Annotated in this window: 21 protein-coding genes; 13 read left to right on the forward strand and 8 right to left on the reverse strand. The window is 61.7% G+C overall.

Annotated features, from left to right (window positions below; translation table 11 throughout):
- The first annotated feature begins 165 nt into the window (after window positions 1-165).
- The 3 genes from AC13EK_RS00560 to AC13EK_RS00570 all read left to right on the forward strand — a co-directional run bounded on the left by AC13EK_RS00560 (window position 166) and on the right by AC13EK_RS00570 (window position 4357).
- Window positions 166-1776, forward strand: a complete 1611-nt coding sequence (locus AC13EK_RS00560; RefSeq protein WP_139150054.1) for a ScoMcrA-related endonuclease — start codon at window positions 166-168, stop codon at window positions 1774-1776.
- A 62-nt stretch (window positions 1777-1838) separates the two neighbouring features.
- Entirely contained in the window at window positions 1839-3530 is a 1692-nt protein-coding gene (locus tag AC13EK_RS00565) for an AAA family ATPase (protein WP_069337932.1), read from the forward strand.
- Window positions 3527-4357, forward strand: a complete 831-nt coding sequence (locus AC13EK_RS00570) for an HNH endonuclease (protein ID WP_069337931.1) — start codon at window positions 3527-3529, stop codon at window positions 4355-4357. Before AC13EK_RS00565 ends, AC13EK_RS00570 begins: the two co-directional genes overlap by 4 nt.
- A gap of 223 nt (window positions 4358-4580) precedes the next feature.
- On the opposite strand, the gene AC13EK_RS00575 is transcribed toward AC13EK_RS00570, so the two are convergent.
- Together AC13EK_RS00575 and AC13EK_RS00580 are read right to left on the reverse strand one after the other, a co-directional pair.
- Entirely contained in the window at window positions 4581-5042 is a 462-nt protein-coding gene (locus tag AC13EK_RS00575; protein ID WP_069337930.1) for a MarR family winged helix-turn-helix transcriptional regulator, read from the reverse strand.
- Between the two features lie 10 nt (window positions 5043-5052).
- Window positions 5053-5478: an organic hydroperoxide resistance protein gene (locus tag AC13EK_RS00580; protein WP_483021962.1), complete on the reverse strand. Its 426-nt coding sequence runs from the start codon at window positions 5476-5478 to the stop codon at window positions 5053-5055.
- 790 nt (window positions 5479-6268) lie between these two features.
- Here AC13EK_RS00580 and AC13EK_RS00585 point away from each other — a divergent pair.
- The 4 genes from AC13EK_RS00585 to AC13EK_RS00600 all read left to right on the forward strand — a co-directional run bounded on the left by AC13EK_RS00585 (window position 6269) and on the right by AC13EK_RS00600 (window position 8700).
- Window positions 6269-7114, forward strand: a complete 846-nt coding sequence (locus tag AC13EK_RS00585) for a hypothetical protein (protein WP_069335611.1) — start codon at window positions 6269-6271, stop codon at window positions 7112-7114.
- Between the two features lie 149 nt (window positions 7115-7263).
- Window positions 7264-7824 carry a DUF4410 domain-containing protein gene (locus tag AC13EK_RS00590; RefSeq protein ID WP_483021963.1) on the forward strand — a complete coding sequence of 187 codons (561 nt, stop codon included), beginning with the start codon at window positions 7264-7266 and terminating at the stop codon, window positions 7822-7824.
- Window positions 7821-8126 (forward strand): hypothetical protein, encoded by a 306-nt coding sequence (locus AC13EK_RS00595; protein ID WP_234791897.1) that lies wholly within the window; start codon window positions 7821-7823, stop codon window positions 8124-8126. The genes AC13EK_RS00590 and AC13EK_RS00595 overlap by 4 nt, the downstream gene beginning before the upstream one ends.
- Window positions 8127-8280: 154 nt before the next feature.
- Window positions 8281-8700 carry a hypothetical protein gene (locus AC13EK_RS00600; protein WP_069335608.1) on the forward strand — a complete coding sequence of 140 codons (420 nt, stop codon included), beginning with the start codon at window positions 8281-8283 and terminating at the stop codon, window positions 8698-8700.
- A 14-nt stretch (window positions 8701-8714) separates the two neighbouring features.
- On the opposite strand, the gene AC13EK_RS00605 is transcribed toward AC13EK_RS00600, so the two are convergent.
- The 4 genes from AC13EK_RS00605 to AC13EK_RS00620 form a co-directional block, all read right to left on the reverse strand.
- Window positions 8715-10049, reverse strand: a complete 1335-nt coding sequence (locus tag AC13EK_RS00605; protein WP_069335607.1) for a TolC family outer membrane protein — start codon at window positions 10047-10049, stop codon at window positions 8715-8717.
- A complete protein-coding gene (locus AC13EK_RS00610; RefSeq protein ID WP_037523049.1) occupies window positions 10046-13141 on the reverse strand; it encodes an efflux RND transporter permease subunit in 3096 nt (1031 codons plus the stop codon). The genes AC13EK_RS00605 and AC13EK_RS00610 overlap by 4 nt, the downstream gene beginning before the upstream one ends.
- Window positions 13138-14211 carry an efflux RND transporter periplasmic adaptor subunit gene (locus AC13EK_RS00615; protein WP_051887085.1) on the reverse strand — a complete coding sequence of 358 codons (1074 nt, stop codon included), beginning with the start codon at window positions 14209-14211 and terminating at the stop codon, window positions 13138-13140. Before AC13EK_RS00615 ends, AC13EK_RS00610 begins: the two co-directional genes overlap by 4 nt.
- A 164-nt stretch (window positions 14212-14375) precedes the next feature.
- Window positions 14376-14795 carry a hypothetical protein gene (locus tag AC13EK_RS00620; protein WP_051887088.1) on the reverse strand — a complete coding sequence of 140 codons (420 nt, stop codon included), beginning with the start codon at window positions 14793-14795 and terminating at the stop codon, window positions 14376-14378.
- A gap of 224 nt (window positions 14796-15019) precedes the next feature.
- On the opposite strand from AC13EK_RS00620, the gene AC13EK_RS00625 reads away from it, so the two are divergent.
- The 4 genes from AC13EK_RS00625 (at window position 15020) to AC13EK_RS00640 (ending at window position 17990) form a co-directional block, all read left to right on the forward strand.
- Entirely contained in the window at window positions 15020-15277 is a 258-nt protein-coding gene (locus AC13EK_RS00625; protein WP_122129198.1) for an EF-hand domain-containing protein, read from the forward strand.
- Between the two features lie 79 nt (window positions 15278-15356).
- Complete coding sequence (locus AC13EK_RS00630; RefSeq protein WP_234791896.1) at window positions 15357-16094, forward strand: response regulator; 738 nt, start codon at window positions 15357-15359, stop codon at window positions 16092-16094.
- Window positions 16088-17425 (forward strand): ATP-binding protein, encoded by a 1338-nt coding sequence (locus tag AC13EK_RS00635; RefSeq protein ID WP_069335606.1) that lies wholly within the window; start codon window positions 16088-16090, stop codon window positions 17423-17425. Before AC13EK_RS00630 ends, AC13EK_RS00635 begins: the two co-directional genes overlap by 7 nt.
- A gap of 67 nt (window positions 17426-17492) precedes the next feature.
- Window positions 17493-17990, forward strand: a complete 498-nt coding sequence (locus AC13EK_RS00640; protein WP_051887092.1) for an RcnB family protein — start codon at window positions 17493-17495, stop codon at window positions 17988-17990.
- Window positions 17991-18134: 144 nt separating this feature from the next.
- On the opposite strand, the gene AC13EK_RS00645 is transcribed toward AC13EK_RS00640, so the two are convergent.
- Both AC13EK_RS00645 and AC13EK_RS00650 read right to left on the reverse strand, forming a co-directional pair.
- Entirely contained in the window at window positions 18135-19283 is a 1149-nt protein-coding gene (locus tag AC13EK_RS00645) for an MFS transporter (protein ID WP_069335605.1), read from the reverse strand.
- The gene (locus AC13EK_RS00650) at window positions 19280-19618 is read right to left on the reverse strand and encodes an antibiotic biosynthesis monooxygenase (protein ID WP_069335604.1); all 339 of its coding nucleotides are present in this window, start codon (window positions 19616-19618) and stop codon (window positions 19280-19282) included. The genes AC13EK_RS00645 and AC13EK_RS00650 overlap by 4 nt, the downstream gene beginning before the upstream one ends.
- Window positions 19619-19723: 105 nt before the next feature.
- Between AC13EK_RS00650 and AC13EK_RS00655 the strand changes: the two genes are divergently transcribed.
- Window positions 19724-20608, forward strand: a complete 885-nt coding sequence (locus AC13EK_RS00655) for a LysR family transcriptional regulator (RefSeq protein ID WP_069335603.1) — start codon at window positions 19724-19726, stop codon at window positions 20606-20608.
- 762 nt (window positions 20609-21370) lie between these two features.
- Window positions 21371-22570: an NHL repeat-containing protein gene (locus AC13EK_RS00660; RefSeq protein WP_069335602.1), complete on the forward strand. Its 1200-nt coding sequence runs from the start codon at window positions 21371-21373 to the stop codon at window positions 22568-22570.
- The last annotated feature ends 485 nt before the right edge of the window (window positions 22571-23055 follow it).

A 23055-nucleotide genomic window follows, 5' to 3' on the forward strand; every position in this document is an offset into this window, starting at 1 on the left:
CGCGCTCCGATGGCAGCAGTCCCGCGATCACATCCCATTCCTCATCCGTCAGATCGCCCCGGCCCATCGTCGCTCCTCGCAAAGAGAAGCTCTGAATCAGAAATCAGGCCGATTGGGAATCCACTTTGTCAACGCGACCTAAAGGCGAAGATTAAAGGGGGTAAAATGGGGGATGATTTGAGCGCCGTGCGCGCCGTGCTTGTGCCGGCTTCCCCGGCAAATGCGGCTTTCGACTATTTCATAGCGCATGCGAGGGCTGCAGCTTTTCAACTGATCCCACGAACTAGTGAGGTGCGCGCGATCGAGTTGCAATGGCCGGATCGCAAGCGCAATCCTTTCTCGATTCAGACGCAGGCACGCCATCTCAATTTCTACCTGCGGCGCCCTATCCTTGAGGCGCATCACGATCTGTTTGACGCTGCAGCCACTCGGTTCGGGCCGATCAAGCCCAACAAGCTCGGCGAATATCGCACACATATTCGAAGCGTCGCGGACGTCGATGTCATGCTGGAGTTTCTGCGCCAGCGTGGGGCTTGGCCCAACAAGCCAGCCGATCGCCGCTTCGTCGCAAAGACATTCGACCCAGTCACCAAATCGCATTTTCTTCGTTCCGCACGCCATCTCGCAGCTGGCTTCGACGACCATCCATTTGGGCAGTCGACCGATTATGACCTTCTTTTCGAAGGGCACCGACTTCCGCCCAAGGCCGTTTTTGGTCTTGCCGCGAGCGAAGCCCTCGGCTTTCCGGTCCGTCCCGAGAATTTCAGCGCCGGCAACGGCATGGTATGCTTTCGCAGGCTACGTGCGAGCGGCTTCCAGATTGTAGCCAAAGCCGAAGCAAACGGCGCAATGGCCGGGCGTTCGGCGCGATATGTGGCGACCAACGAAAACTTGATCAACCATGCACTTGCACCGACGATGCGGTGGTTGATCGCCGCCGCGCTCGACGGAGCGACCATGACTTATGGCCAGGTCAAGCAGCGGTTGGAATCCGAGGTTGGGTTTTCCACCGTGTTTGCCACCCGGATCGGACTGGTCGCGGGTGAACTCATGAACCGGATCCAGGCGGCGACGCCAAACGCGCCGCTGATCAACACGCTGGTCGTCAATCAACAGGATCGTCTCCCCAGCAAGGGTGCGGGCTCCTACATGGCAAGGCGGTTTGGCAATCCTCAGCTGGCCGCAGAGGGATACAAGGAGCGGCATCCAGCCAAGTGGCGTGCCTATTTCGAGCGAGCCGCTGCGGAGGTCTACGCTTATTCTCCCGAAGCCTGGTCCGCTCTTTATGCCAAGGTGTTTGGCGAAGCGCTGCCTAACGCGAGGATCAGCGAGGAGCGCGCAAAGCGCCATGATGGGAATGAGGATGATTTCGGGGCGGGCGTCGGTAAATATGGAACGGGGGGCGAGGGTAAGTACCATAAGGCGCTGCGTCTCTGGGTAACGGCTAATCCGGGCAAGATCCGTCGCGCGTTCGCGAATGCCCGAACGGAGACTGAGTTCTGCCTCGATTCCGGGGACAGGATCGACTCGGTCTATCATCTCGACGACCGAACGGTGGTGCTTGAGGTGAAGTCGCGAATCTCGAATGAGATCGACCTGCGGCGTGGCGTCTATCAGTGCATTAAATATCGTGCGGTGAAGGCTGCTATGGACGTACGGCAAAAGGTGCCCGTCGAAGCCGTTCTTGTTACCGAAAGCGAGATTTCGGGGGAGATTGCCGGCTTGCTACGCCAGCACGGAATCCAGCATTGCCAAGTGCCACGAGAGCGAGAATAGAGCAGGTGACCTGCCAATAGTTGGCGGCGTTTCAGTCAAGCGAGAACGGCAGCAGGAAATCTATGCGCATACCCGTCGAGGCTCCAATCGAGGTCGTACTCGCGAAATCCGCGGAAATTGCGGCCCAAGCGATTCCCGCACGCCCGCTTGTTGTCGTGGCGGCAGATGCTGACAGGTGGAACGATTTTTCAAAGAATTTCCATACCGACCTCCACGTCATCTTGGAGAACGACCGAATCGACTTACGGGCGTTTCTTGTCTTTCCTGACCAGGCCCGGTCGCGTGGCAAGATTGACGAACTCCTGGCGGGTGAACCCGTTCGCCGGTTCGAGACAATCGAAGGAGTGTTTTGCTCGCTTCTTCAGAACGATCTGGCTTATCGCCGGGTCGTGGAGCAGCTCGGTCTGGCGCAGTCGGCGACCGCCTTGCGTAAGATGCACGACGTTGTCCTTGCCCGCGCGGAAGGGACACAGGACGCCTTCCTTGAGCTGACACACACGAAGGACTTTCACGAAGGAGCCTTGCGGCAGGAGAAAACATGGGCAGGGCTGCGCCGCGGCGCGCGCCACCTTCGCATGGAGCCGCTGCAGGACGTCCAAGATGCATCGCGTCCCTTTTCTTTGGATGTTGATCTGCCGGGACTTCCTGGGTCCTATGGATTTGAATTGACCTTTGGCGACAACCCACTGCGCGAAGGACGCCTGTTCGTGCTGGCTGGGAAGAATGGTACTGGCAAGACGAGACTTCTACGCGCATTGATTGACGGTGTTCGCAGCAACTCGCCATGGCCTGAGCTGCATGGTGAAGGTCCAGCCGCGCGCTTCGAGCCATGGCCACAATTCAGCAAGCTCGTTGTAATTTCGTCCGTCGCGACCGATCAGTATCCAAGAGCGATCCCACCGTGGGCAGGCGTCGATTATCGGTACTACTCGATGATCGGGCGCCGCGGCGATAGTGAGGACGATCTCACGATGGCGCTCATCGACTGTCTTCGTGAGGATTATGAGGAAGAGGTTTTTGACGAGGAAGGTCGGATGGCCCTCCTGCGCGAAATGATCGAGCCGCTCGGCATTCGCGAAGACCTATATGTACGCCTCCGTGATGGCGACAGCTATGCCGATCTCAAGGGGCGGCTGCTTGAGTTGGAAACAGGACACTATGCTCGATTGTTCCAATACGGTGGCGAGCAGCAGAAGCTGAGGCTATTTTCATGGATCGATCCCGGCGCGTCACCCGAGGTTATCGTCGGCGGCAAACAAAGGCAGCTGAGCAGCGGAGAGCTCGCTTTGCTGCGGTTCGCAGCGCAGGCGACCGCCGCGGTTGAACGAGGAACGCTTTTCCTATTTGATGAACCCGAAACCCATCTACACCCCAACTTCATCTCACGTTTCATGGCAATGTTGGGAAGATTGCTCGACGACACCCGTTCCGCAGCCATCATCGCCACTCATTCGGCGTATGTTGTTCGTGAGGTTCCAAGCCGCAGCGTCTGTGTTCTGACCATCGACGAGGATGGGGCGTTCGCCAATGAGCCACGGATGCAGACGTTCGGCGCGAACATTGATACGATTTCGCAGTTCGTGTTCGGTGATACGGCCCCCGACCACCTCTATTTAAAGACCCTTCGTGCGTGGATCGCCCGCCAGCCCCCAGGCCTGACCGTGGAGAAAATGATTGCTGAGCTTGCGGGCGAACTAAACACCGAAACTCTATCCTATCTCGCCCAACTCATCAGGGATCAACCAGCGGAATGATGCATCTCCCGCAACCGGACGGTGCCGGTGATGATCATTTCGAAGCGATCTGGCAAGATGAGCGTTGGCTTCCCTATCGTGAGGCCTGGGCGGGCGCCAATGCCGCATACCGCGATGCGGGCGGAAGCCCTTGGTTGGTCGGGCCAATGGGGCTTGGCGACGATATTGAGTCGGATCAGCGGCTTCTCTGGGAAGGGCGGCGAAAAAACGTGCGTGTGGACGCGATCCGGCACATCAGCGTTCCCTGCTGTCCAATGTGTGGTTCTCAAATCACCGGAGCCGTTGATCACTATCTCCCCAAGGATACATTCGCCGAGTTTGCTATCCTGTTCGAAAATCTTGTTCCAGCATGCGCCAATTGCAACAGCGCAGGAAAAGGCAAAATCTATCGCGGCGATGCAGATCCGGATCGGTTCATCCACCCGTATTATGATGATTGGGCCAGTGCGGCGATTTGGAAGGTCGAGATCGAGCCGCCCTATGAGGCTCCCACTTTCTCCGCCACACCGTTGGCCGGGCTGGCAGCGCCTATAGCGTCGATTGTGTCTTTCCACCTGAAGCATGTGCTCGGGAAGCAATGGCTGGGCTTCAACGAACGTACTTGGGGTGCGCTTCCCGATCGGCTGATCGGTCGAACGCCGGAGAACGCCCCGATCACTCCTGATGCGGTGCGGGCCAAACTCGAAACACGGCAATGGGATGCCAATCGCTTTGACGGCGTCAATAGTTGGACCTCGGCGCTGCTGCGCGGAGTTCTTGGTAGCGACGGCGCGGTAGCGCATATCGCATCTCGAACTGAAGGGGTCGCAGCGCTACTTCTAGAGTAGTGAACTGATCCGATTCATCCGGCGATATCGAACCAAGCCGGTTGCTCAGTAGCTAATTCTCACCCTCCAGTCGCGGGCCAGCCGAGTTTCCAATCTGGCCGCCCAAAACTCGCCGAAGCCAGCACAGCAGCTTTCGGTTTCCAACAGGATCGAACTGGCACTCAGTTTGTCCTGTTCAAATCGTTCGGCGCATACGGTCGAACCGAACATCCACATCGCATGATCAGGATTTCAAGTGCGACGCATGATTGAGCGCAGCTACCAGTTCACGGACCTGTTCTCTCAGCAAGGCCACGGAAGCCGGATCAATATCGAGGCCTTCAGACAGCCTCAAAGGTACATGCATTGCCTTTGCGCGCAGGTCGCACCCCACGTGCGTCAGCTCTATGAGTACACGGCGTTCGTCTTGTGGATCACGCGTCCGCACAATCAGGCCAGCGCTTTCCATACGCTTCAGCAATGGGGTCACTGTTCCGCTATCCAGATGCAGCATGTCGCCAAGCGAACCGACGGTCTGCGGCGTCTGCTTCCATAGAACGAGCATCACCAGATATTGCGGGTATGTAAGACCGAGTTCCGCCAGGATCGGTCGGTAAAGCCGATTGAGTAGGTTCGATGCTGCATAGAGCGGGAAACAGACCTGCCGGTCGAGGTCGAGGGCGTCATCTTCGTCCGGCAGTTCCATTCCTATTACCTCAGTTTACCGACACCGTGATGCCAACATCGATATTGCCCTTTACCGCATTGGAATAGGGGCAAACTTCGTGCGCCTTAGCCACAATCTCCTCGGCGGAGCCCTGCTCCAGTCCGGTGATCGTTACGTCCAGAGCAACCGTAAGCGCGAAGCCGCCTGCGCCATTTGGCTGCATTCCTACAGTTCCGACGACGACGATGTCTTCGTCTCTCACCTTGTCCGACGAATTACGAGTCACATGAATAACCGCGTTTTCAAAGCAGGCTGCATATCCCGCCGCAAATAGCTGTTCTGGATTGGTCGCGTCTCCTTTGCCACCCAGAGCTTTGGGCACGGCGAGCTTCAGATCGAGTAGGCCATCATCGCTCTTGATGGTCCCGGCCCGCCCGCCAACCGCGGTGACGCTGGTGCTGTACAATATGCTCATGCTGTCATCTCCATTTAGATTGCTAGCAAATATATTGTGCGCAATATAAATGTCAAATGTTGTCGAGTGGGTATGGTGGAAGCGCTGAAGCTACTACCGGGCAATCGGTATTTGGATGCCTCTGGACGACAGGTTGCTGACCTAGGCCGGGAGAAAAACGGATGCACGCCTGCCCTGCGGCCAGACCGCGGCCAGCCTGTAACGGGCGAACGCAATCGCCTCGCTGTCATGGATCAGCTTGAGGGTGATCCCACGCATGCGCATTACGTAGATCGTACAGCTGATAGAGTGCATATTTGCGATGACGGGCGGGAAAGCCTCTACTGGCGACAAAACCACCTGAGGCAGAACTGACCCCTTTCTGCTATTCCCGGTCTGTTTTTCGTTTACCAGAAGCGGACTGTCAGCGGGGCAAATAGAAATCCTCCTAGCCGTGAGCTCAGAAAGAAAACGTTGACGCCTGATGGCGCCTCACTGAGCGACATATTTTGCCGCCTCATTCTTTCCGCAAAGGGGGCTAGGCAGGCGTCACAAAGATTTACAAACGCCACCAACTCCTGTTGCGCGATCACGCGATAACCGCCTCAGACATTGAGGAGGCGGTTATGCAGTTCAGCAGCCATGACAGCGGTTGACGCATCCGCGATCTGACCGGTCGCCTCCCTTGTCGTGCAATGCTCTTGCGTGGGTCGTCGTTGCTTGCTCCTCCCCCTGGACGACCTGCGCCGACGCGATGCGGACCCCAGACCCTGTGTCCGCATCGCGTCGCCCTTTCCTGAAAGGCCCCATCATGCCCTATCGCCCTCTTGCGGCGGCGGCGATGCTGCTCGCCGGCGTTCCAGCCATGGCAGACGCCGCCCCGCCCCTGGCCCTTTATCCGCAGCATCTCGGCGCTGAAACCGCCCGCTATGATCATGGCCGCGCAACCATCTCGCTTCGATCGCCGACCGCTACCGTTGAAATTCGCCCGCTGCCGGTCGAGAAGGGCCAGGTCGCCTTCTCCCTGGCCGTCTTCAACCATGGTCCAGGTCCGGCCAATCTGGGTATCGAGAATATCAGCGCGACGGTGAACGGCATTCCCGTCCCGCTGCCCAGCCATGCGCAACTGGCGGAGGAGGCAGAGCGCAAGGCCCGCAATGCCAAGATCGGAACGGCGCTGTTCGCCGGCGTCCTGGCGGGTGTCGCGTCGACGGCGTCGAACGAAGGCACCTATTATCGCCATGTTCGCGGACCACGGGGAAGCTATACCCAGGCGATCCACTGGCATGATGATATGCCGGGCGTGATCGGTGCAACGGCGGCGGTCGCCGGTGGCGCCATGGTGATTAAAGGCATCGATCGGAAGCTGGATTATACGCTGGCGCAACTGGGCACACAGGTGTTGCAGACGACCACGATTGACCCCGACAGCAGCTTTGGCGGCATGGTGATCCTGCCGCTGGGGCATCGGGCCGCCGGCCCGGCCGACATCCGGGTCAGCATCCGCTTCGATGGCAGGCCCTATATGTTCGGTTTTTACCTGGCCCAAGCCGGCATGGCGCCGTCAGCCCAGCTTCCCGCAACCACGAGGACCGACGTGATCGCCTCCCAGTCCGCACCTGCCACGGACATGCCAACGGACCGAGGCGGCCGATGACGCGCCTGGTTTCAACGGGGCGATCGGCCGGCGGCCTACGCCCCCGGCTTGCACTGGGCGGGATGTTGTTCCTGCTCTCGGGATGCGCAAGCGTGGCCGTCCGCGATGTTCGCATGACCGCCGCGCATCAGCGCCCAGCGCCTGGCGCCTTGGCCGTTCATGTTGCGCTGGCGCAGGACATACAGGCCGATCCCCATGCCGCCAAAGCAGCCCTCAGGCTGCAGGCCTATCTGGTCGAGGCCTATCGCGATGCGGGGCTTTTCGCGTCTGTTGCCAGTAGCGGTGCGCCAACTGCCGGTGACGCGATGGTCCGGGTCAGGATCATTCGCGCCGATCGCGGCAGTCAGGCCGAACGCTTGCTGATCGGCTTCGGCGCAGGCCGGTCCGCGCTATTGACCAAGGCCTCATTCGAAGTAGCGGGACAGGCGGGCGCCGCCATGACCTTTTCCGCTTCCGCCAAGGACGGGCGCAAACCTGGCGTGATCCTGCCGGGTGGCGTGGCGCTGGCGACCGGTGAATTGTCGCGCCTCGCCATCGGCGGCGGCCTCGGCCTGCTGATGGAAAGCCGCAGCGGCCTGGACAGGGGCGCGAAGCGATCGGCTGCCGCCATCATCAAGCAGACCCGTCTCCTTTACCGCGCATCCGGCTGGATCTGGCCGCCCGACCAGAACGGAACACGACATAATGCTCCCCGGAAGGCAACATCATGAAAATGCATCCCCCGATCCAGTCGCCCGTGCCCGACGCACCCCTGATCGACAATATGTTCGCACCGGAACTCCTGGCCGGCGGCTTGTCCGGTCTATCCCTGATCAACGGCATCGTAACGATCACATTGGAAAATCCGAGGGCCGATCATGCCCGGCCTGATCCGGTCCTTGAACGGGTCGTCGTCGGCAGGGTCGGCATGCCGGTGCCCATCGCCCAGGCGCTACTCTGCGCGCTCTACCAGTTTCTGAGCCAACATCGCCTCAATCCCCTGATGGCGCAAAGCGAGCAGCACCGCCAATGAGCTATTTCCCCCTGTCCCGCCTCATCGGCCACCCGACCGTTCAGGCGGCGGCGCTGCATATGCCATCGAGCGGATATCGGTGCCCGATCAAATGGCGGTGTCCGAGTGTCACCGGCGCTGCCGACCGCAAGACATTGCGCAACAAGCAAGGCGCATGACGGCGCCATCATCCTTCAGCATCAAGCAGCAGATACTGATGATCGGCGCGCGCCAATGGCATCGTGCCCGGCACCTGCGCCTGCCGGTCCAGCCCTGTCTGCACCGGCAACTGGCGCGCTTCGGCTGCGAACAGCTTGCCCCCGCCTGCGACAGCCTGATGCGCCTTTCCGAACTGCTTCTGGGGCATCCCTTCCGTTCTGGTGAAGGCATCATCCTGTCGGAGGATGAGTGGCGGCTGCTCGACCTCGTCGAGGGGCGGGAACATGCACTCGTCCATGAATGTAGCGCGGCGCTCGCCAGGGCATTTGGCCATGCAGCCCGATCGTTCACCATCATGGTCGACATGGCGATCGACGCAGGCGCGGGGCGTAATATCGCCAGTCCAGCTCCATCGATCAGCCCGGCCAACGCCTGAATAGCGGCCGGCGCTCATTGCAGCATGGCGTTGACGCCGGCCAGCGCCTCGCCGTTCAGATCGCCCGTCGCGGCTGCCAATTGGAGCCGGGCCGTCAGATAATCATAGATTGCCTGCTGCCGGTCACGATCCGTGGAAAAGCTCTGATTCTGCGCATTGAGCACATCGTCCTGGGTCCGGATACCGACTTCGCGACCGGTATTGGCAGCCACCTGCTGCAGGCCAGCCGAGCGCTGCGCGGTATCCAGCGCCGCGACCCGACGCGCGCCAGTCGATACCCCATACCAGGCCTGCTGCGCCTGCAGCCGCGCATCGCGCCGGGCGCCATCCAGATCGCGCGCTGCCTTGCTGGCGTTGGCGCGGGCCTCCCGTTCCTTCGACGCGATCGCGCCGCCGGCATAAAGCGGGATAGTTATACGCAGCCCCGCCGATGCCGATTGGAGACGGTCAGGCACGATGCCATTGCCACTGTCGCCACCCAGGCGATATTGCCCCTGATAGCCTGCAACGCCTTCGACCACGGGGCGCCCGGCAAGACCGTAGCGGTCGATCTCGGCGCCCGCGGCCCTGGCCTGATGCACCGCCGCCTGGACCAGCGGTGATCGGCGTTCCGCCTGCTCGATATATTCCTCCAGCCCGGCAGGAGGCGGAGGCGCCTGGAACCCGTCAGCCGGCCGCTCCAGACCTTCCGCCGGCAGGCCGGTCAGCTCCGCGAAATCGGCGCGCGCATAGGCGAGGTCGGCTTCCGCGCCGATGCGCTGCGCTTCGCTTGCATCGCGCCGCGCTTCCGCCTCGCGGACGTCGGTTATGCGCGCCCGGCCGGCATCGAAACGCGCCTGTGCGCCGCGCCGTTGCTGTTCGGATGCAGCGACCTGGGCCTGATAGGAGGCAAGCCTGTCCTGCGCTGCCAGCAGCTTGAAATAAGCCTGACCAACGCGAAGGATCAACTGCTGCTGTTCGGCTGCAAATTGCACATCGGCGCCAGCCGCCTTTTCGCGCAGCTGAACCGCCTGAGCCTGTTTCGAGGCATCATAGAGGGGCTGGACGGCCTGCACCGCAATGCTGGCACGACCACCGGACCGGCTGCCGGTGAAGACCGGCTCCAGATCCTCCGGCAGGCGGGCGTTTGTTTCGGTGACATTATATTGATAGCCGCCCTGGAACTGGACGCTCGGACGCTTGAGTGCCCGCGCCTGCACGGCCGACTCGCCCCCTGCATCGCGTTGGGCCTGGGCCGCCAGATAATCAGGGTCGTGGGTGGCGGCGGCCTGCCATGCGTCGACAAGGTCGGTCGCATGGGCCGACGGCACGACCATGATCGCGGCCCCGAGGAAAAGAAGATGCTTCATGCGGAAATCTCCGGGTTGCCGGCACAGCGCTGCGGTCGATCGAAGACCAGTTCGTAAAGTGCAGGCAGGACGATGAGGGTCAGGATGGTGGCGACCATCAGGCCGCCCATGATCGCCCAGGCCATCGGCCCCCAGAAGGTTGACCGGGTTAGCGGGATCATGGCCAGGATGGCGGCCAGCGCCGTCAACATGATCGGTCGCAGCCGATGGACGGCCGCCTCGCGCACGGCTTGCCGCATCGGCAGACCATGCGCCGACAGCGTGTCGATCTGCGCGATCAGGATGACCGAGTTGCGCAGCACCATGCCGAACAGCGCTAGCGACCCCAGCATCGCGACGAAGCCAAAGGGAATGCGGAACAGCGCCATGATCAGGGCTACGCCGATCAGCGCCAGTGGCCCGGTCGCCAGCACGACCAGCATGCGCTTCACATTCTGCAACTGGAGCATCAGCAGGATGACGATCACGAAGATGGCGAATGGCACTGCCGCCAGTGTCGCCTTCTGGTTGATGCTGCTCTGCTCGTCCGATCCGCCCTTGACGATCGATGCGCCGGGCGGAAGCGCGCGGCGCATCGCGGCGATCTGCGGCTCTATCCGCTTTGCGAGGTCGCTCGCCTGCTCGCCCTCGACATCGGCGGCGATGGTGATCGTGGGCTGCCGATTGCGCTGGTAGAGGACAGCAGGCTCGCTGCCCGCGGACACATGGCCGAGCTGCGACAGCGGAACGGCACCATTGGGCGTCTGGATCGGCAGATTGGCGATCCGGCCAAGATCCGTGCGCTTGGCTTCATTCAGGCGAAGAACCACGTCCAGCGCCAGGTCGCGATCGCGGAAGCTGGTCGTCCCTGCACCGCCGATCGCCGTCTGCAACGATTGCTGGACCGCCTGTGTCGACAGGCCCAATGCCCGGACCTTGTCCTGGTCCAGATCGACGCGGATGGCCTTCAACGGTTCGCCCCGATCACTGTTCACGTCGCGCGCATGGCTGTCCGCCCGGATCAGGGCCTCCAGCTTGTCCGCCACGGGAATAATCTGCGCCAGTGCCGGTCCCGCCACGCGATATTGCAAAGGCTGACCGACGGATGGGCCATTTTCCAGACGGCTGACCCGCCCCCGCGCCTCTGGGAAATGGGTGGCGAACAGGCCCTGAATATGGCCGATCACCGCTTCGCGCGCCTCTTCATCCCGCGTCTGCAGGACCAGTTCGGCCAGCGTGATGTCCGGTGTCTGGACGTTGAGGGGGAGGTAGAAGCGCGGCGATCCACCCCCGACATAGGATGTGACGGACAATATCCGCTTGTCGGTCGCCAGCAGCCTCTCCATCCGCGCCGCCACGGCCTGGGTCTGGGCGAAGCTGGCATTTTGCGACAATTGCAGGTCGACCACCAGTTCGGGCCGGTCGGACGCGGGAAAGAACTGGCGCGGCACGCCGATCTGGAACAGCAGCATCGACGCGATGAACATGGTCAGCGCCAGACCCACCACCGTCTTGCGCCGTTCCAGGCATCGGTCGAGCAGTCGCCGGAACCAGCCGTAGAAACGGCCCTCATATTGCTCGTCGGGCTCACCCGCATCGTCGCGCGCATCGGCCCGCTGCGGCAGCAGATAATAGGCGATGAAGGGCGTGAAGATGACCGCGACGATCCATGAAAGGATCAGCGAGATGGCGATCACCTGGAACAGCGAGATCACATATTCGCTGGCCGTCGCCTTGGACATGGCGATCGGCAGGAAGCCCGCAACGGTAATCAGCGTGCCGACCAGCATTGGCACGGCTGTCACGCCATAGGCGCTGATCGCAGCTCTGGTGCGGGTCCATCCCGCCTCCAAATGGGTCACAACCGCCTCGACCACGATGATCGCATCGTCGACCAGCAGGCCCAACGCAATGATCAGCGCGCCGAGCGAGATGCGCTGCAGGTCGATGTTCAGATAGAGCATCGAGACAAAGGTCATTGCCAGCACCAGCGGGATGCACAGGGCGACGACAATGCCGGGACGCCAGCCCAGCGACAGGAAGTTGACGGCCAGCACGATGACGATCGCCTCGACCAGCGAGGTCGTGAATTCACCGACCGATTCGTCCACCACATGGGTCTGGTCGGACACCGTGTGAATCTCGACGCCGACCGGCATCTCGGACTGGAGAGTGGCGACGACATGCTTGAGATCGCCTCCCAGGCGGGCGACATCGCCGTCCGATCGCAGGCTGATGCCGACACCCACCGCATCCCGAGCGCCAAAACGCATCTTGAAGGTGGCGGGGTCGACCGGCCTGCGCTCGACCGTCGCGATCGCGTCGAGCCGGATGCGCTTGCCATTGGCGACGATCGGTGTTGCGCCGATCGCCTCGACCGATCCGAAGGCGCCCGTCACCTGCATCCGCACCCGTTCGGCGCCGGCCTCCACGATGCCGGATGCGGCAATGCCATTGGTCGTGTCGAGCGCGTCGGCTATCGCCTGCGCGGAAATGCCCGACATGGCGAGCCGGGCGCTGTCATAGGTCACATAAATGGCTTCATCCTGCGCACCGATGATCTGTGTCTTGGCGACATCGGGCAGCATCTGGATGCGGTCGCGCAGGGTCTCGGCATAGCGTTTGAGCACCGGATAGGAAAAACCGTCGCCGGTGATCGCATAGATATTGCCATAGGTGGTCCCGAACTCGTCGTTGAAGGACGGCCCGATCACAGCGTCGGGCAAATCGCCGCGATGGTCGGTCACGGTCTTGCGGACCGTGTACCAGATGCCGGGAACCGCGCTGCTCCTGGCGGTCGAGATCAGCGTCACGTTCAGCGTCGCCTGACCCGGCCTGGCCTTGCTCTTCACATAGTCGATCTCGGGGATATTTTCGGTCAGCACCGTCTCGATCGGCTTGATGACCTGCTCCGACATCTGTTCGGCGGTGGCACCGGGCCAGCCGACGCTGATCATCATCGTCTTGACGGTGAATTCGGGATCTTCCTTGCGGCCCAATGCCATGTAGGAAAACAGGCCCGCGACCGCCGCCAGCACCAGCATGAAGCCGACCATCTGCTGATGCGACAACGCCCAGCGCGACAGGTTCATGCCCTTCTGGTCCGCACTCATGATTGCGGCACCTGAACGACGCGCACCGTCTCGCCCGCGCGCAGCAGATGGATGCCGGCGGTGACGATCGTCTCGCCGGGCCTCAGCCCCGATAGGATGGTCAGCATGTCGCCCTGGGCGCTTGCGATCTGCACGGCGCGCGGTTGCACCGTCATCGTCCGCCGATCCAGAATCCAGACCTGTGCCTGCTCATTTGCCTGTAGCACGGCCGTCAGCGGCACCCGGACGGCGGCCTTTGCCGTTGGATCTTCAACCCGCAATTCGGCGGTCTCTCCCATCCGTAGCGCTTGGTTTGGAGCGGCAATGGCAAAGCGGGCCGCGAATGTGCGTGTCGTCGGATCGGCTGCGCCGGCGATGCTGCGCAATGTCGCCGGGTAACGCCGGTCGGGGCTGCTCCACAGGGTGACGCTGAAGCGCGACGCCCCCCTGATGCGCTCCAGACTGCCTTCGGGCAGTGCCACGGCGATTTCCGGGTGCGCGGGATCGGCGAGCGTGACCACCGCCTGCCCGGCGCCCACTACCTGACCGACCTCGGCCTGAATCTGCGTGATCACGCCCGAGCGCGGCGCCGACAGAAGCGTGCGCCCCAATTGGGCGGATGCCGTACCGCGCTGGGCGGCCGCAGCCCGCAACTGCGCCTGCGCCTGGACTGCTGCGGCCTTTTGCTGATCGAATTCCGCTGGCGAGATGAAGCCTTGCTGCAACAAGGTGCGCGATCGTGCCAAGTCGGCCTGCTGCACTGCCGCGGCGGTCCGGGCCGAACCGCTTTGCGCCACGGCGCTGTCCAGCGCGCGCGCATAATCGGCATTGTCCAGCCGCAGCAGCATCTGGCCTGCGCGGACATGGCTGCCCGGATCGACGCTGCGCTCTACGATGCGGCCCGCCACCTCGAAGCCGATCTGGCTTTCGAAGGCGGACCGGATTTCCCCGGCATAACTGGCCTCGCTTGCGTGACCGGCGCCGACGCGCTGGACCGTCACCGCGCGCCGTTCATCCCTGGCGGGGGGCTCCGTGTGGCAGGCGGCGAGCAACAGCACCGCGATCGGTGCGACATGGGCAAAACGTGCCATTCCATCCCCGTGGAGAAAGGCCGCAAAAGCAGGCCGGTTCGTGCAAGGGCTTGGAAATGGAGGCGATCTGCAACAGCTCGATGGGGGCTATGTAACATCATGTAACAGCCCGCCTGAACCATGGCGCATCGATGCTGAACGGGATGCGCCATGGTTCAGCATGTTCAGCGCGGTCCGCCGCCTATAGTGCCCGAGCGGGAGGCCGAACCGCCATTGGGGCCAGTGATGTCGCGCTGATAGGTTGCGGTGCCATCGCCGTTGGCAACGGCGCTGGTCGACCGTCCCCAACTCTTGCCGCTGTTGGTCACATGGCTGGTCGCACCGTGGAACTGGCCATCCTGCACCTGATATCCGCGCTGGCTGCTGAGGCCGCGTCCGTCATTGGTCTGGATATTCCGGCTCATGGCGGCCTGCCCGCCACCGCGCGAGGCCGCATAGTCATGATGGAATCCGCGCCCGTTTGGTCCCTGAACGCTCCGGCTATGGCTGTGCTGGAAAGATCGGCTGCGGGCTTCGGCCGTCGATATCGTGCCGGCGGCAGCCAGCGTCGAAAGGAAGGCAATGGCGAATTGGCGCTTGTTCATGGTGCATTCTCCTTCTCCGCATCAGCGAGAGCCGTGCGGGAAGGAACATGTCGGGCATCCGGATGAACCGCCTTGCCGCAGAATGTATCGAATATTTGCAGCAGCCACCGCTTCGCGCGCCGCTGTTACAAACTGTAACTTGTCTTCATCCAGCCATCGGACATGGCGCCTGTGGGACCGCTATATGATCCATGCTCATTTCGGGCCTGACCAAGGAGAATGACATGAAATATCCGACGATCGCCCTGACGCTGGTGGCCCTGGCCGCAACCCAGGGCCCGACCGCCATGGCGCAGGATGCGTCCGCCAGGGCCAGGGACATTTTTGCCAAGGCGGATACAAATCAGGATGGCGCCCTGTCGCTGGAAGAATGGAAGGCCGCCGGCCGCCGCGAGCGTGGCTTCTCGATGATCGACGCCGACCGGGACGGTAAACTGACCCCGGAAGAATTGCGCGCTGCCGCTGCAAAATATGGCAAGTGATCGATCGTCCCCGGCCGCAGTGTGGCTGTTTCCGGGGACGCCCTGATCGCAGCCATATGCTGATGACGAAAGGAACGAGATGATGGCCCCGCCCCAGGCGTCCAATGGCATGGTCGCGATCGTCGAGGATGACCCCGGCATCCGCGACCTGGTAAAGCTGTTGCTGACCCGCGAGGGCTTCGACGTGCTGGCCTTTGAAGGCTCGGCCGGACTGGAGGCGGACGGCGTCCTGGAACGGCTCGATTGCCTGATCCTCGACCTGATGCTGCCGGGCGAGGACGGGCTGGAGATATGCCAGCGTCTGCGCGCGCGCTGGCCGCGCCTGCCGATCCTGATCGTCACTGCCAAGGATGATCCGATCGACCGGATCATCGGCCTGGAGATCGGCGCGGACGACTATCTGGCCAAGCCGTTCAACAAGCGCGAATTGCTGGCACGGCTACGCTCGATCATCCGGCGCACCCGCGACATCGCGACCGCCTCTGCCGAAGAAAGCGGCGACAATTTCCGCTTCGAAGGCTGGTTGCTGCGCCTGGGCGCCCGCGACCTCACCAACCCGGCAGGCGAACCGGTCGGCCTTACGACAAGCGAATTCGACCTGCTGCATGCGCTCGTTCTCCATCCCCGACGCATCCTCTCGCGCGAGTTGCTGATCGACTGGACGCGTGGCGGCCATGCCAGCCCGGTCGATCGCGTCATTGATGTGCAGATGAGCCGGTTGCGACGCAAACTGGGCGATGATCCACGCGAGCCGGCGATGATCCGCACGGTACGCGGCGATGGCTATCTGTTCGCGCCGGCGGTGACGCGATGCTGAAATTGCGTCCGCTGCGTCTGCGGGACCGCATCGGACTGATCGTCCTGTTGCATCTTCTGGCGATGATCGCGGTGACCCTTCTGTTCCTGCAGCAGACGGACATGCGCAAGATCGCACCGCTTTACCGGGTTCCCGTTCCGGAAAAGGTTGCCCTCATTGTAACGGCCTTCGAGCGGACGCCGCCCAACACCCATGCCGACCTTGTCCGCGCCTTTTCCGATGCGACCCTGCGCGTCACCCTGCTCAAGGCGCTGCCAGCTGAAAATCCGGCATCGGCCACCCCGACGACCCTGGCCCGCTACCGGCAGGCCCTGGGCGGCCGCCCCTTCAGGATCGAGACACAGGGCGATATCGGCCCCGCCAATATCGACATGTGGCCAGCCGTCACCCTGAGCCCGGTGCGGGTATCGGTCGCATTGGCGGAGGGCAACGCCATCCGGGTCGAGCAGATGGTCGCCGCGCCCCTCACCAAGATCGTCAGCAATCTGATGCTCTTCCTGCTCACTGTGGCGATCGTCGACATCATCGTCATCCTCTGGCTCGCCTCGCAGACCACGCGCCCGGTCGAGCGACTTGCCCGCGCAGTGCGCGACGACCGGCTCGACCAGTTGAAGCCGGGAGGACCACGGGAAATCATCGAACTGGGCGAAAGCTTCAGCCAGTTGCGCCAGCACCTGCGCGCGCTGCTCGATGAGCGAACCCGCATGCTCGCCGCCATCGCTCATGATTATCGCACCTATCTGACCCGGATGGATCTGCGCAGCGAGTTTATCGAGGATGAGGATCAGCGCCTGCTGGCGCAACAGGATATCGAGGAAATGCGTGCCCTGCTGAGCGACACCCTGACCTTCGCGCGCGAGTCCGCCGCGACCGATCTGGACATGGCGGTCTGTGATGTTCGCGCCGAATTGGCGCTCGTCGCTGCGGAACGGTCCCAGCGCGACCAACTGGTCGACATCGCACCCTTGCCGCACCCGCTCCATGCCCATGTTTCCCACATCTCGTTGCAGCGCATGCTGGCCAACCTGCTCGATAATGCGGTCCGCTATGGTGGTGGCCTGGCTCGCATCCGGGTGGAGAGCGACGCGTCTCATATCCGTATCTTGGTCGAGGATGATGGCCCCGGCGTACCGCACGGCAGCTTGCAGCGCCTGACCGAACCGTTTGAACGGGTCGAGAGTTCACGGGCCAGGCAGACCGGCGGCGTCGGCCTGGGCCTGTCGATCGTGCAGGCGCTGACCCAGCGCTATCGCGGTGACCTCATGCTGGAGAATCGTCGGGAGGGTGGGTTTCGCGCGATATTGTCGCTCCGCAGGGCCGACACGGATTGATACACAAGCCCCGATCAGTTGATGCAAAACGGCGCGATAACGGGCTCCCATCACATGGAGTTCGATCATGTTCCATCCATCCGGCCGCCCCGTCATTGCCCTGCCCAAATTCCGCATCGGTTCCGTCCGGGCGAGCACCGGCCTTCTGCTCTTCATCGCCATGACCACGGCAATGGGCACGCCGGCCAAAGCACAGGCCGTGCGTCAGACGACCGTCATATCTGCGCCAAGGCTGGTGCAAAGCCGCACGGTCGTGGTCGACCGGGGACGCCCTGGCTGGTGGCGCGGCCATCCCGCCTTCGCTTATTATCATGGTCCCCGCCATGGCTATTATTTCGCGCCCGGCTTTGGCTATTATCCCGTGGCCCCGCGCTATGTGAACGTCGTCTGGCGGGTGGGCGGCACCTTGCCTGTTTCGATGCGCAACTATGTGGTCCTCAATCCCGCCGGCTTCGGCCTTGCCGTGGCGCCGGCCGGACATGTCTGGTGCTATGCGGGCACCAATTTCGTGCTGATTGCGCGGACATCCGGCGTCATCGTCCAATCTGTGGCCGGGGGGTGGTGACGCCCCCTATCTGCTCCGGTGGCTAGTCGGGATCACCGGCCTCCTACCCTCGCCGCCTGCTCAGCCGAGATATTATCGCTCGTGCACACAGGCTATCGGTCTACGACAAACCGAAGCCATCCTCCCAAAAGACAATTCATGCGGTCAGATAGTCGTGTCATACTTCGGCATTTTTATGGCTGCAGCCACGAGAAGAATGAACGCAACCCATGGTAACGAACCCGTGCCCAATCGATCGAGCACGGCGCCGCCGAGGAAGGCGCCTGTGGCGATCGCCAGGTTCCATGCGGTTACGATCATTGCCTGGGCAACATCGACAGCCGGGCCTGCCGCACGGGCCGATGCAGTCTGGAACAGCGTAGCTGCACCGCCAAAGCCGAGCCCCCATGTAAACGCGGCGATATAGATCGCGAGCGGGGTCGTGCTCACGCCCAGCAACGTCGCAGCGCCGACGAACAGAAAAATAGCTATCCCTGTCATCAGTCGTAAATGCCGGTCGATCAGAGCGCCCGTCACGCCAATGCTTGCGAGGCCGGCGCAGCCAAAGGTGAACAGCACGCGGTCCGCCTGATCCACAAGCCCTGCGCGTGCGAGCAACGGTGCGATGTAGGTGTAGAGGATGTTATGTGCGAGAACGAAACAGAGCGTTAGCAATAGCACCGCGCGCATCCCCGGCAGTACGAACACCCGCCGCAGCGAAGGACGGTCTCTCGCTGCCTCGCCCGGAAAATCCGGCAGTCGCAACCTCATCCAGCCCGCCAACACGATTGCAATCGCGCTGAGCGTTGCGAAGGCGATCCGCCAGCCTGCCCAGTGCCCAAGCATCGTTCCCGCTGGAATGCCGATCGACAGTGCCACCGGCGTGCCGGCCATCGCGATGGCCATAGCTCGCCCGGCCAGCCGCTCCGGCGCGAGTTGGACCGCATAGCCGGCAAGCAAGGCCCATAACAGCCCCGCGGATACGCCGCCGACAAATCGCGCGGCCAGCGACAACGCGAAACTGTCAGTCACGGCCGTCACGCCATTGGCCAGGGCGAAGCCGAGGATTGCCGTTAGCAGGAGCGGCCGCCGTCGCCAGTGACGCGTGGCGTTCGTGAGCGGAATTGCCGCCGCGAGCGACCCAAGTGCATAGACGCTGACCCATTGGCCGGCGAGAGCCTCCCCGACGTGCAAGTCGGCACCGATCTGCGGCAGCAGGCCAGCGGGCAAGGCTTCGGTCAGGATGGTGACGCAACCGGCGGTACCGAGCGCTATCAGCCCGCCCGCATGCAAGCGATCGCGCGTCGCGCTCATCCTGCAACCTGCGGCAGGATGAGATCATCGACCTTGTAAGTGTGGAATTCGCTGGTCGAGACCGTGTCGAGCCGGTTGAATTTCTCCAGGAACACCGGGTCTGAGAAAAACAGAGCGACATCGCTGGCATCCGAGATCGCCTCGATGTTCACGACCGTGAGGCCATCGTCGCTCTTGGCAAGGCTGCTCCACAAAAACCCAGGTTTGCGCGAAGCGACGTAACGAACCACATCCTGAATTGTGCGAAACGCCTCTTCCTGCTTGCCGGGATGCGCGTGGATGACGTTGACGATGAAGGTAGTCGGGGTCGGCGCGATGCTGAAGGTGGCGGTCATTTCGATCTCCGTGTGATGGAGGCCGGGACCTAGGGCCGGACCATGTCGCGAAAAACCGGCCTGTGTTCCGATGACTACGGATGATTATTCCGGTATTCGGGCAAGATGGATCAACTCGTCGCACTTAATGCCTTCGTCCAGACTTCGGAAACAGGTAGCTTCGTCGCGGCCGCCAGGCAGCTCGGCTTGACCGCGTCGGCTATCGGCAAGGCGGTTGCGCGACTGGAGGAGCAACTGCAGGTTCGCCTGTTCCACCGCAACACCCGCAACATGGCGCTCACCGAGGAAGGGCGCATGTTCCTGGAGCGATGCCGAAGAATTTTTGCCGAGATGGAAGCCGCGCGCGAGGAGTTGGCGCAGACTCACACCGCACCGCGAGGGCGGCTGCGCGTCAGCCTGCCGCTGGTGGCGATGCTCCTGACACCGGTTCTGGCCGATTTCATGGCCGCCTATCCGCAGGTGCAGCTCGATCTTGATTTCAGCGACCGGCTGGTCGACGTGATAGAGGAAGGCTTCGATGCGGTCGTCCGCACCGGCCAGCCCGCCGACAGTCGGCTTATGCGACGAAATGCTGGCCGCTTCAGGCTGCGGATTGTCGCGTCGCCAGCTTATCTGTTGACGCATGGTACGCCCGTCGTTCCTCTCGATCTGGTATCGCATCGCTGTTTACGCCAGCGCTCGCCCAGCACAGGCAAATTGCGCCCCTGGCCGCTGGGTCCCGAAGGGAACGCCCTGCCGGAAACGATGAGTGCGACAGCGATTGATCCGCTCGTTCACCTGACGGTCGCCGGCTACGGCATCGCCTGCCTGCCGCCCTTCGCGATCCGGCAGGAACTTGCCGATGGCCGGCTGGTGTCGCTGCTGAAGGAGAATGTCTGCGAGGTCGATCAGTTCAATATTCTATGGCCAGCGAGCCGACAGGTGACGCCCAAACTCAGGGCATTCGTCGATTTTATCGCGATGCATTTGAAACCGGGAGATCCCGAGTGAGCGACAAAGCCTGGTCTCCCAATCAAACGGGACAGCCATTGGCCTTTCCAACCGGAATAGTGGGCGCATAGCAATCGTTTCCGCAGTCGCCCCTTTGCGGCCGTTCAACGAGCAAACTCACTCCGCAGCAACAGCCCAGCCGCTAATTGGGATGCAAACCAAATTCAGCCGACAATGCGTAACCGTGGCGCCAGGGTCGCCTTGCGCGAGGTCCACGATGTAGGGCTGATTGCCGCTCGGATAGGGAGCGGCGATGGATGAGATCGAAGTCGGAGCAGCGAGCACTCGGATTGAAGTCGTTTCCGGTCTCAACCGCTGATGTTCCCCACAGGGTCAGAATTCTCGTGTCGATGCCAGTCAGGAGATCATCGAATTTTATACACTGAATGCAACATGCCTCTATGCACCCATTTCATCAGTTGCCAAATTATTTCCAAGACGGCGCGAAATGATTATCAAAACTTGCGCAAGACACAAACGGTACACATAATCGCGAATGCCGACGCTGAAATTCCGGCTATCTCTGCCATGACAGGTGGGTTGACTGCTTTGGTGTCTCCGCCATAGTCGAAGTACGAAAGCCATCATCCGATCTTTAGGATCGCGAGGTCCGCCGAAAATCTGGAGCAGGACTTGAGTACACCGCGTTGAACGCCGGTCCACTCAATTTCTGGAGACACAGAGTTACGGGAGCAGGCTCAACACGCCATCTGCACTCTTCCAACAGCTGCGGCATAACCTACGCCGCCTGACGAGGACTTCATGCGCCATTTCACAATTCCCCTCAGTTTGATTTGCTCTCTCTTCTTGCAGTCCGTGTGCACCGCACAGCCCGTCGATCGCACGGCAACACTCATCCCGGTCCAGGAGAATATCGAAGCTGCATCCGGCACCATTATGCCTCGCTTTGCCGTGGACGCTGGGTGGCCAAATGTCCCTGAGACATTTTTATGGGGGCAGGTCAGCGGTGTGGCCATCGCTGCCGACGATAGCGTCTGGTTGGTCGATCGGCCGGATTCACTGACCAAGACCGATAATGGCCTGGCTCAGTCCCCGCCAATCGCATTATGCTGCCGCCCGTTTCCGCCGGTCACCCATTTCAGCGCCGACGGGACGTATCTCGGTGGCTTTGGCGGCCCCGAAACGGCACCGACTATTGACGGGGTCAACCAGTGGCCGACAAGTCTTCACGGCATCTCCGTCGACACTGATGGGACGCTCTGGTTCGCAGGCATTGGCAAGGGCGACCATGTCGTCATGCACTACACCGCCGATGGTAAGTTCATTGGCCAGATCGGACGCCGTGAGAAGACGAGCGGCAATGGCGATGCCAACTATTTGGGAAACCCTTCAGACGTCGCCATTATTGGAGACAGGATTCTCGTGTCCGATGGTTACGTCAATCGTCGGTTCATTGGCTTCAACAAGTCCGGTGGCGAAGCATTCGGAATCTGGGGGGCGTATGGCGAAGAGCCTTCCGCCGAAACACGCCAGGGTAATTTCGATCAGAGCCAGGCAACCGCCAACGCGGGACCGAACCCGGAATCTCGTACACTTGGCACCATCGTCCATTGCGCCGTGCCAACCGGTGATGGACAGATCTACATATGCGACCGCCCAAACAACCGCATGCAGCTTTTCGAGCTTGGCAAGAACGATAAGTTGAAGTTCATCCGGAATATCGTGATCCAGGGCAAGACAGGCGGCCTGGGTACGGTGACAGACGTGGCGCTCTCGCCGGACAAGAAATATCTCTATGTTGGCGACATGATGAACGGACGCATCTGGATCCTTCTTCGGTCGACCCATGAAGTGTTGGGGTCGTTCGGTCGCATCGGGCGGCAGCCCGGGCAGTTCACATGGATGCATTCCATTGAAACGGACAACCAGGGCAATTTATATGTCACGGAAGTTGGCACCGGCCGACGGGTCCAGAAATTCGTATTCACTGGTGTGAAATAGCTTTGCCGCTTCTATAGGCTTCATGCAAATTCTGCTGAAAGCCGCCCATGCGAATAAAGCTGGTGCGAAAGCCCGAATGCGGGGGCGGCTCTGCCGCTTCCCGCATCGCTGTTCTTACGCCGGTTCTGCGACCTTCACATTGCGAGGGGTACGGGCAGACTTGGCAGGGAATGCTACGGCGACAGCCTGAAGTATATGCGCCACCGTCCCATCGTTATGGCAACGGTGGCGCTCCCGAGCAGCTGACGAACATAGAGGGGAACTGTTCGAGCTAGTCGATCGGTCGGGGGAAGCCGACTTTGGCAACCGATCGTCGGGATAAGGTCAGCCTGCAGCGAGCCTGAACGGTCACGTCCGTCAATGTGGTGTAATTTCGGTGCTGGCCATCGGGCTGCATTTTCAGGCGGCCTTGGGTGTAATCTGTAGCGGCTGAACCTCCTCGGTTATGGGTGTGGCAAGGGCGGCCATGCCCTCGATCTGCATGT

The sequence above is a fragment of the Sphingobium sp. L-44 genome (assembly GCF_056859495.1).

Bases quoted from the DNA above. Each gene is read 5' to 3' on its own strand.
- AC13EK_RS00635 (WP_069335606.1), top strand. From the start codon at position 16,088: ATGCTGAAATTGCGTCCGCTGCGTCTGCGGGACCGCATCGGACTGATC.
- AC13EK_RS00620 (WP_051887088.1), bottom strand. From the start codon at position 14,795: ATGAACAAGCGCCAATTCGCCATTGCCTTCCTTTCGACGCTGGCTGCC.
- AC13EK_RS00575 (WP_069337930.1), bottom strand. From the start codon at position 5,042: ATGGAACTGCCGGACGAAGATGACGCCCTCGACCTCGACCGGCAGGTC.
- AC13EK_RS00660 (WP_069335602.1), top strand. From the start codon at position 21,371: ATGCGCCATTTCACAATTCCCCTCAGTTTGATTTGCTCTCTCTTCTTG.
- AC13EK_RS00595 (WP_234791897.1), top strand. From the start codon at position 7,821: ATGAAAATGCATCCCCCGATCCAGTCGCCCGTGCCCGACGCACCCCTG.
- AC13EK_RS00645 (WP_069335605.1), bottom strand. From the start codon at position 19,283: ATGAGCGCGACGCGCGATCGCTTGCATGCGGGCGGGCTGATAGCGCTC.
- AC13EK_RS00655 (WP_069335603.1), top strand. From the start codon at position 19,724: ATGGATCAACTCGTCGCACTTAATGCCTTCGTCCAGACTTCGGAAACA.
- AC13EK_RS00630 (WP_234791896.1), top strand. From the start codon at position 15,357: ATGATGGCCCCGCCCCAGGCGTCCAATGGCATGGTCGCGATCGTCGAG.
- AC13EK_RS00615 (WP_051887085.1), bottom strand. From the start codon at position 14,211: ATGGCACGTTTTGCCCATGTCGCACCGATCGCGGTGCTGTTGCTCGCC.
- AC13EK_RS00600 (WP_069335608.1), top strand. From the start codon at position 8,281: ATGACGGCGCCATCATCCTTCAGCATCAAGCAGCAGATACTGATGATC.
- AC13EK_RS00605 (WP_069335607.1), bottom strand. From the start codon at position 10,049: ATGAAGCATCTTCTTTTCCTCGGGGCCGCGATCATGGTCGTGCCGTCG.
- AC13EK_RS00650 (WP_069335604.1), bottom strand. From the start codon at position 19,618: ATGACCGCCACCTTCAGCATCGCGCCGACCCCGACTACCTTCATCGTC.
- AC13EK_RS00570 (WP_069337931.1), top strand. From the start codon at position 3,527: ATGATGCATCTCCCGCAACCGGACGGTGCCGGTGATGATCATTTCGAA.
- AC13EK_RS00580 (WP_483021962.1), bottom strand. From the start codon at position 5,478: ATGAGCATATTGTACAGCACCAGCGTCACCGCGGTTGGCGGGCGGGCC.
- AC13EK_RS00610 (WP_037523049.1), bottom strand. From the start codon at position 13,141: ATGAGTGCGGACCAGAAGGGCATGAACCTGTCGCGCTGGGCGTTGTCG.
- AC13EK_RS00640 (WP_051887092.1), top strand. From the start codon at position 17,493: ATGTTCCATCCATCCGGCCGCCCCGTCATTGCCCTGCCCAAATTCCGC.
- AC13EK_RS00565 (WP_069337932.1), top strand. From the start codon at position 1,839: ATGCGCATACCCGTCGAGGCTCCAATCGAGGTCGTACTCGCGAAATCC.
- AC13EK_RS00560 (WP_139150054.1), top strand. From the start codon at position 166: ATGGGGGATGATTTGAGCGCCGTGCGCGCCGTGCTTGTGCCGGCTTCC.
- AC13EK_RS00625 (WP_122129198.1), top strand. From the start codon at position 15,020: ATGAAATATCCGACGATCGCCCTGACGCTGGTGGCCCTGGCCGCAACC.
- AC13EK_RS00585 (WP_069335611.1), top strand. From the start codon at position 6,269: ATGCCCTATCGCCCTCTTGCGGCGGCGGCGATGCTGCTCGCCGGCGTT.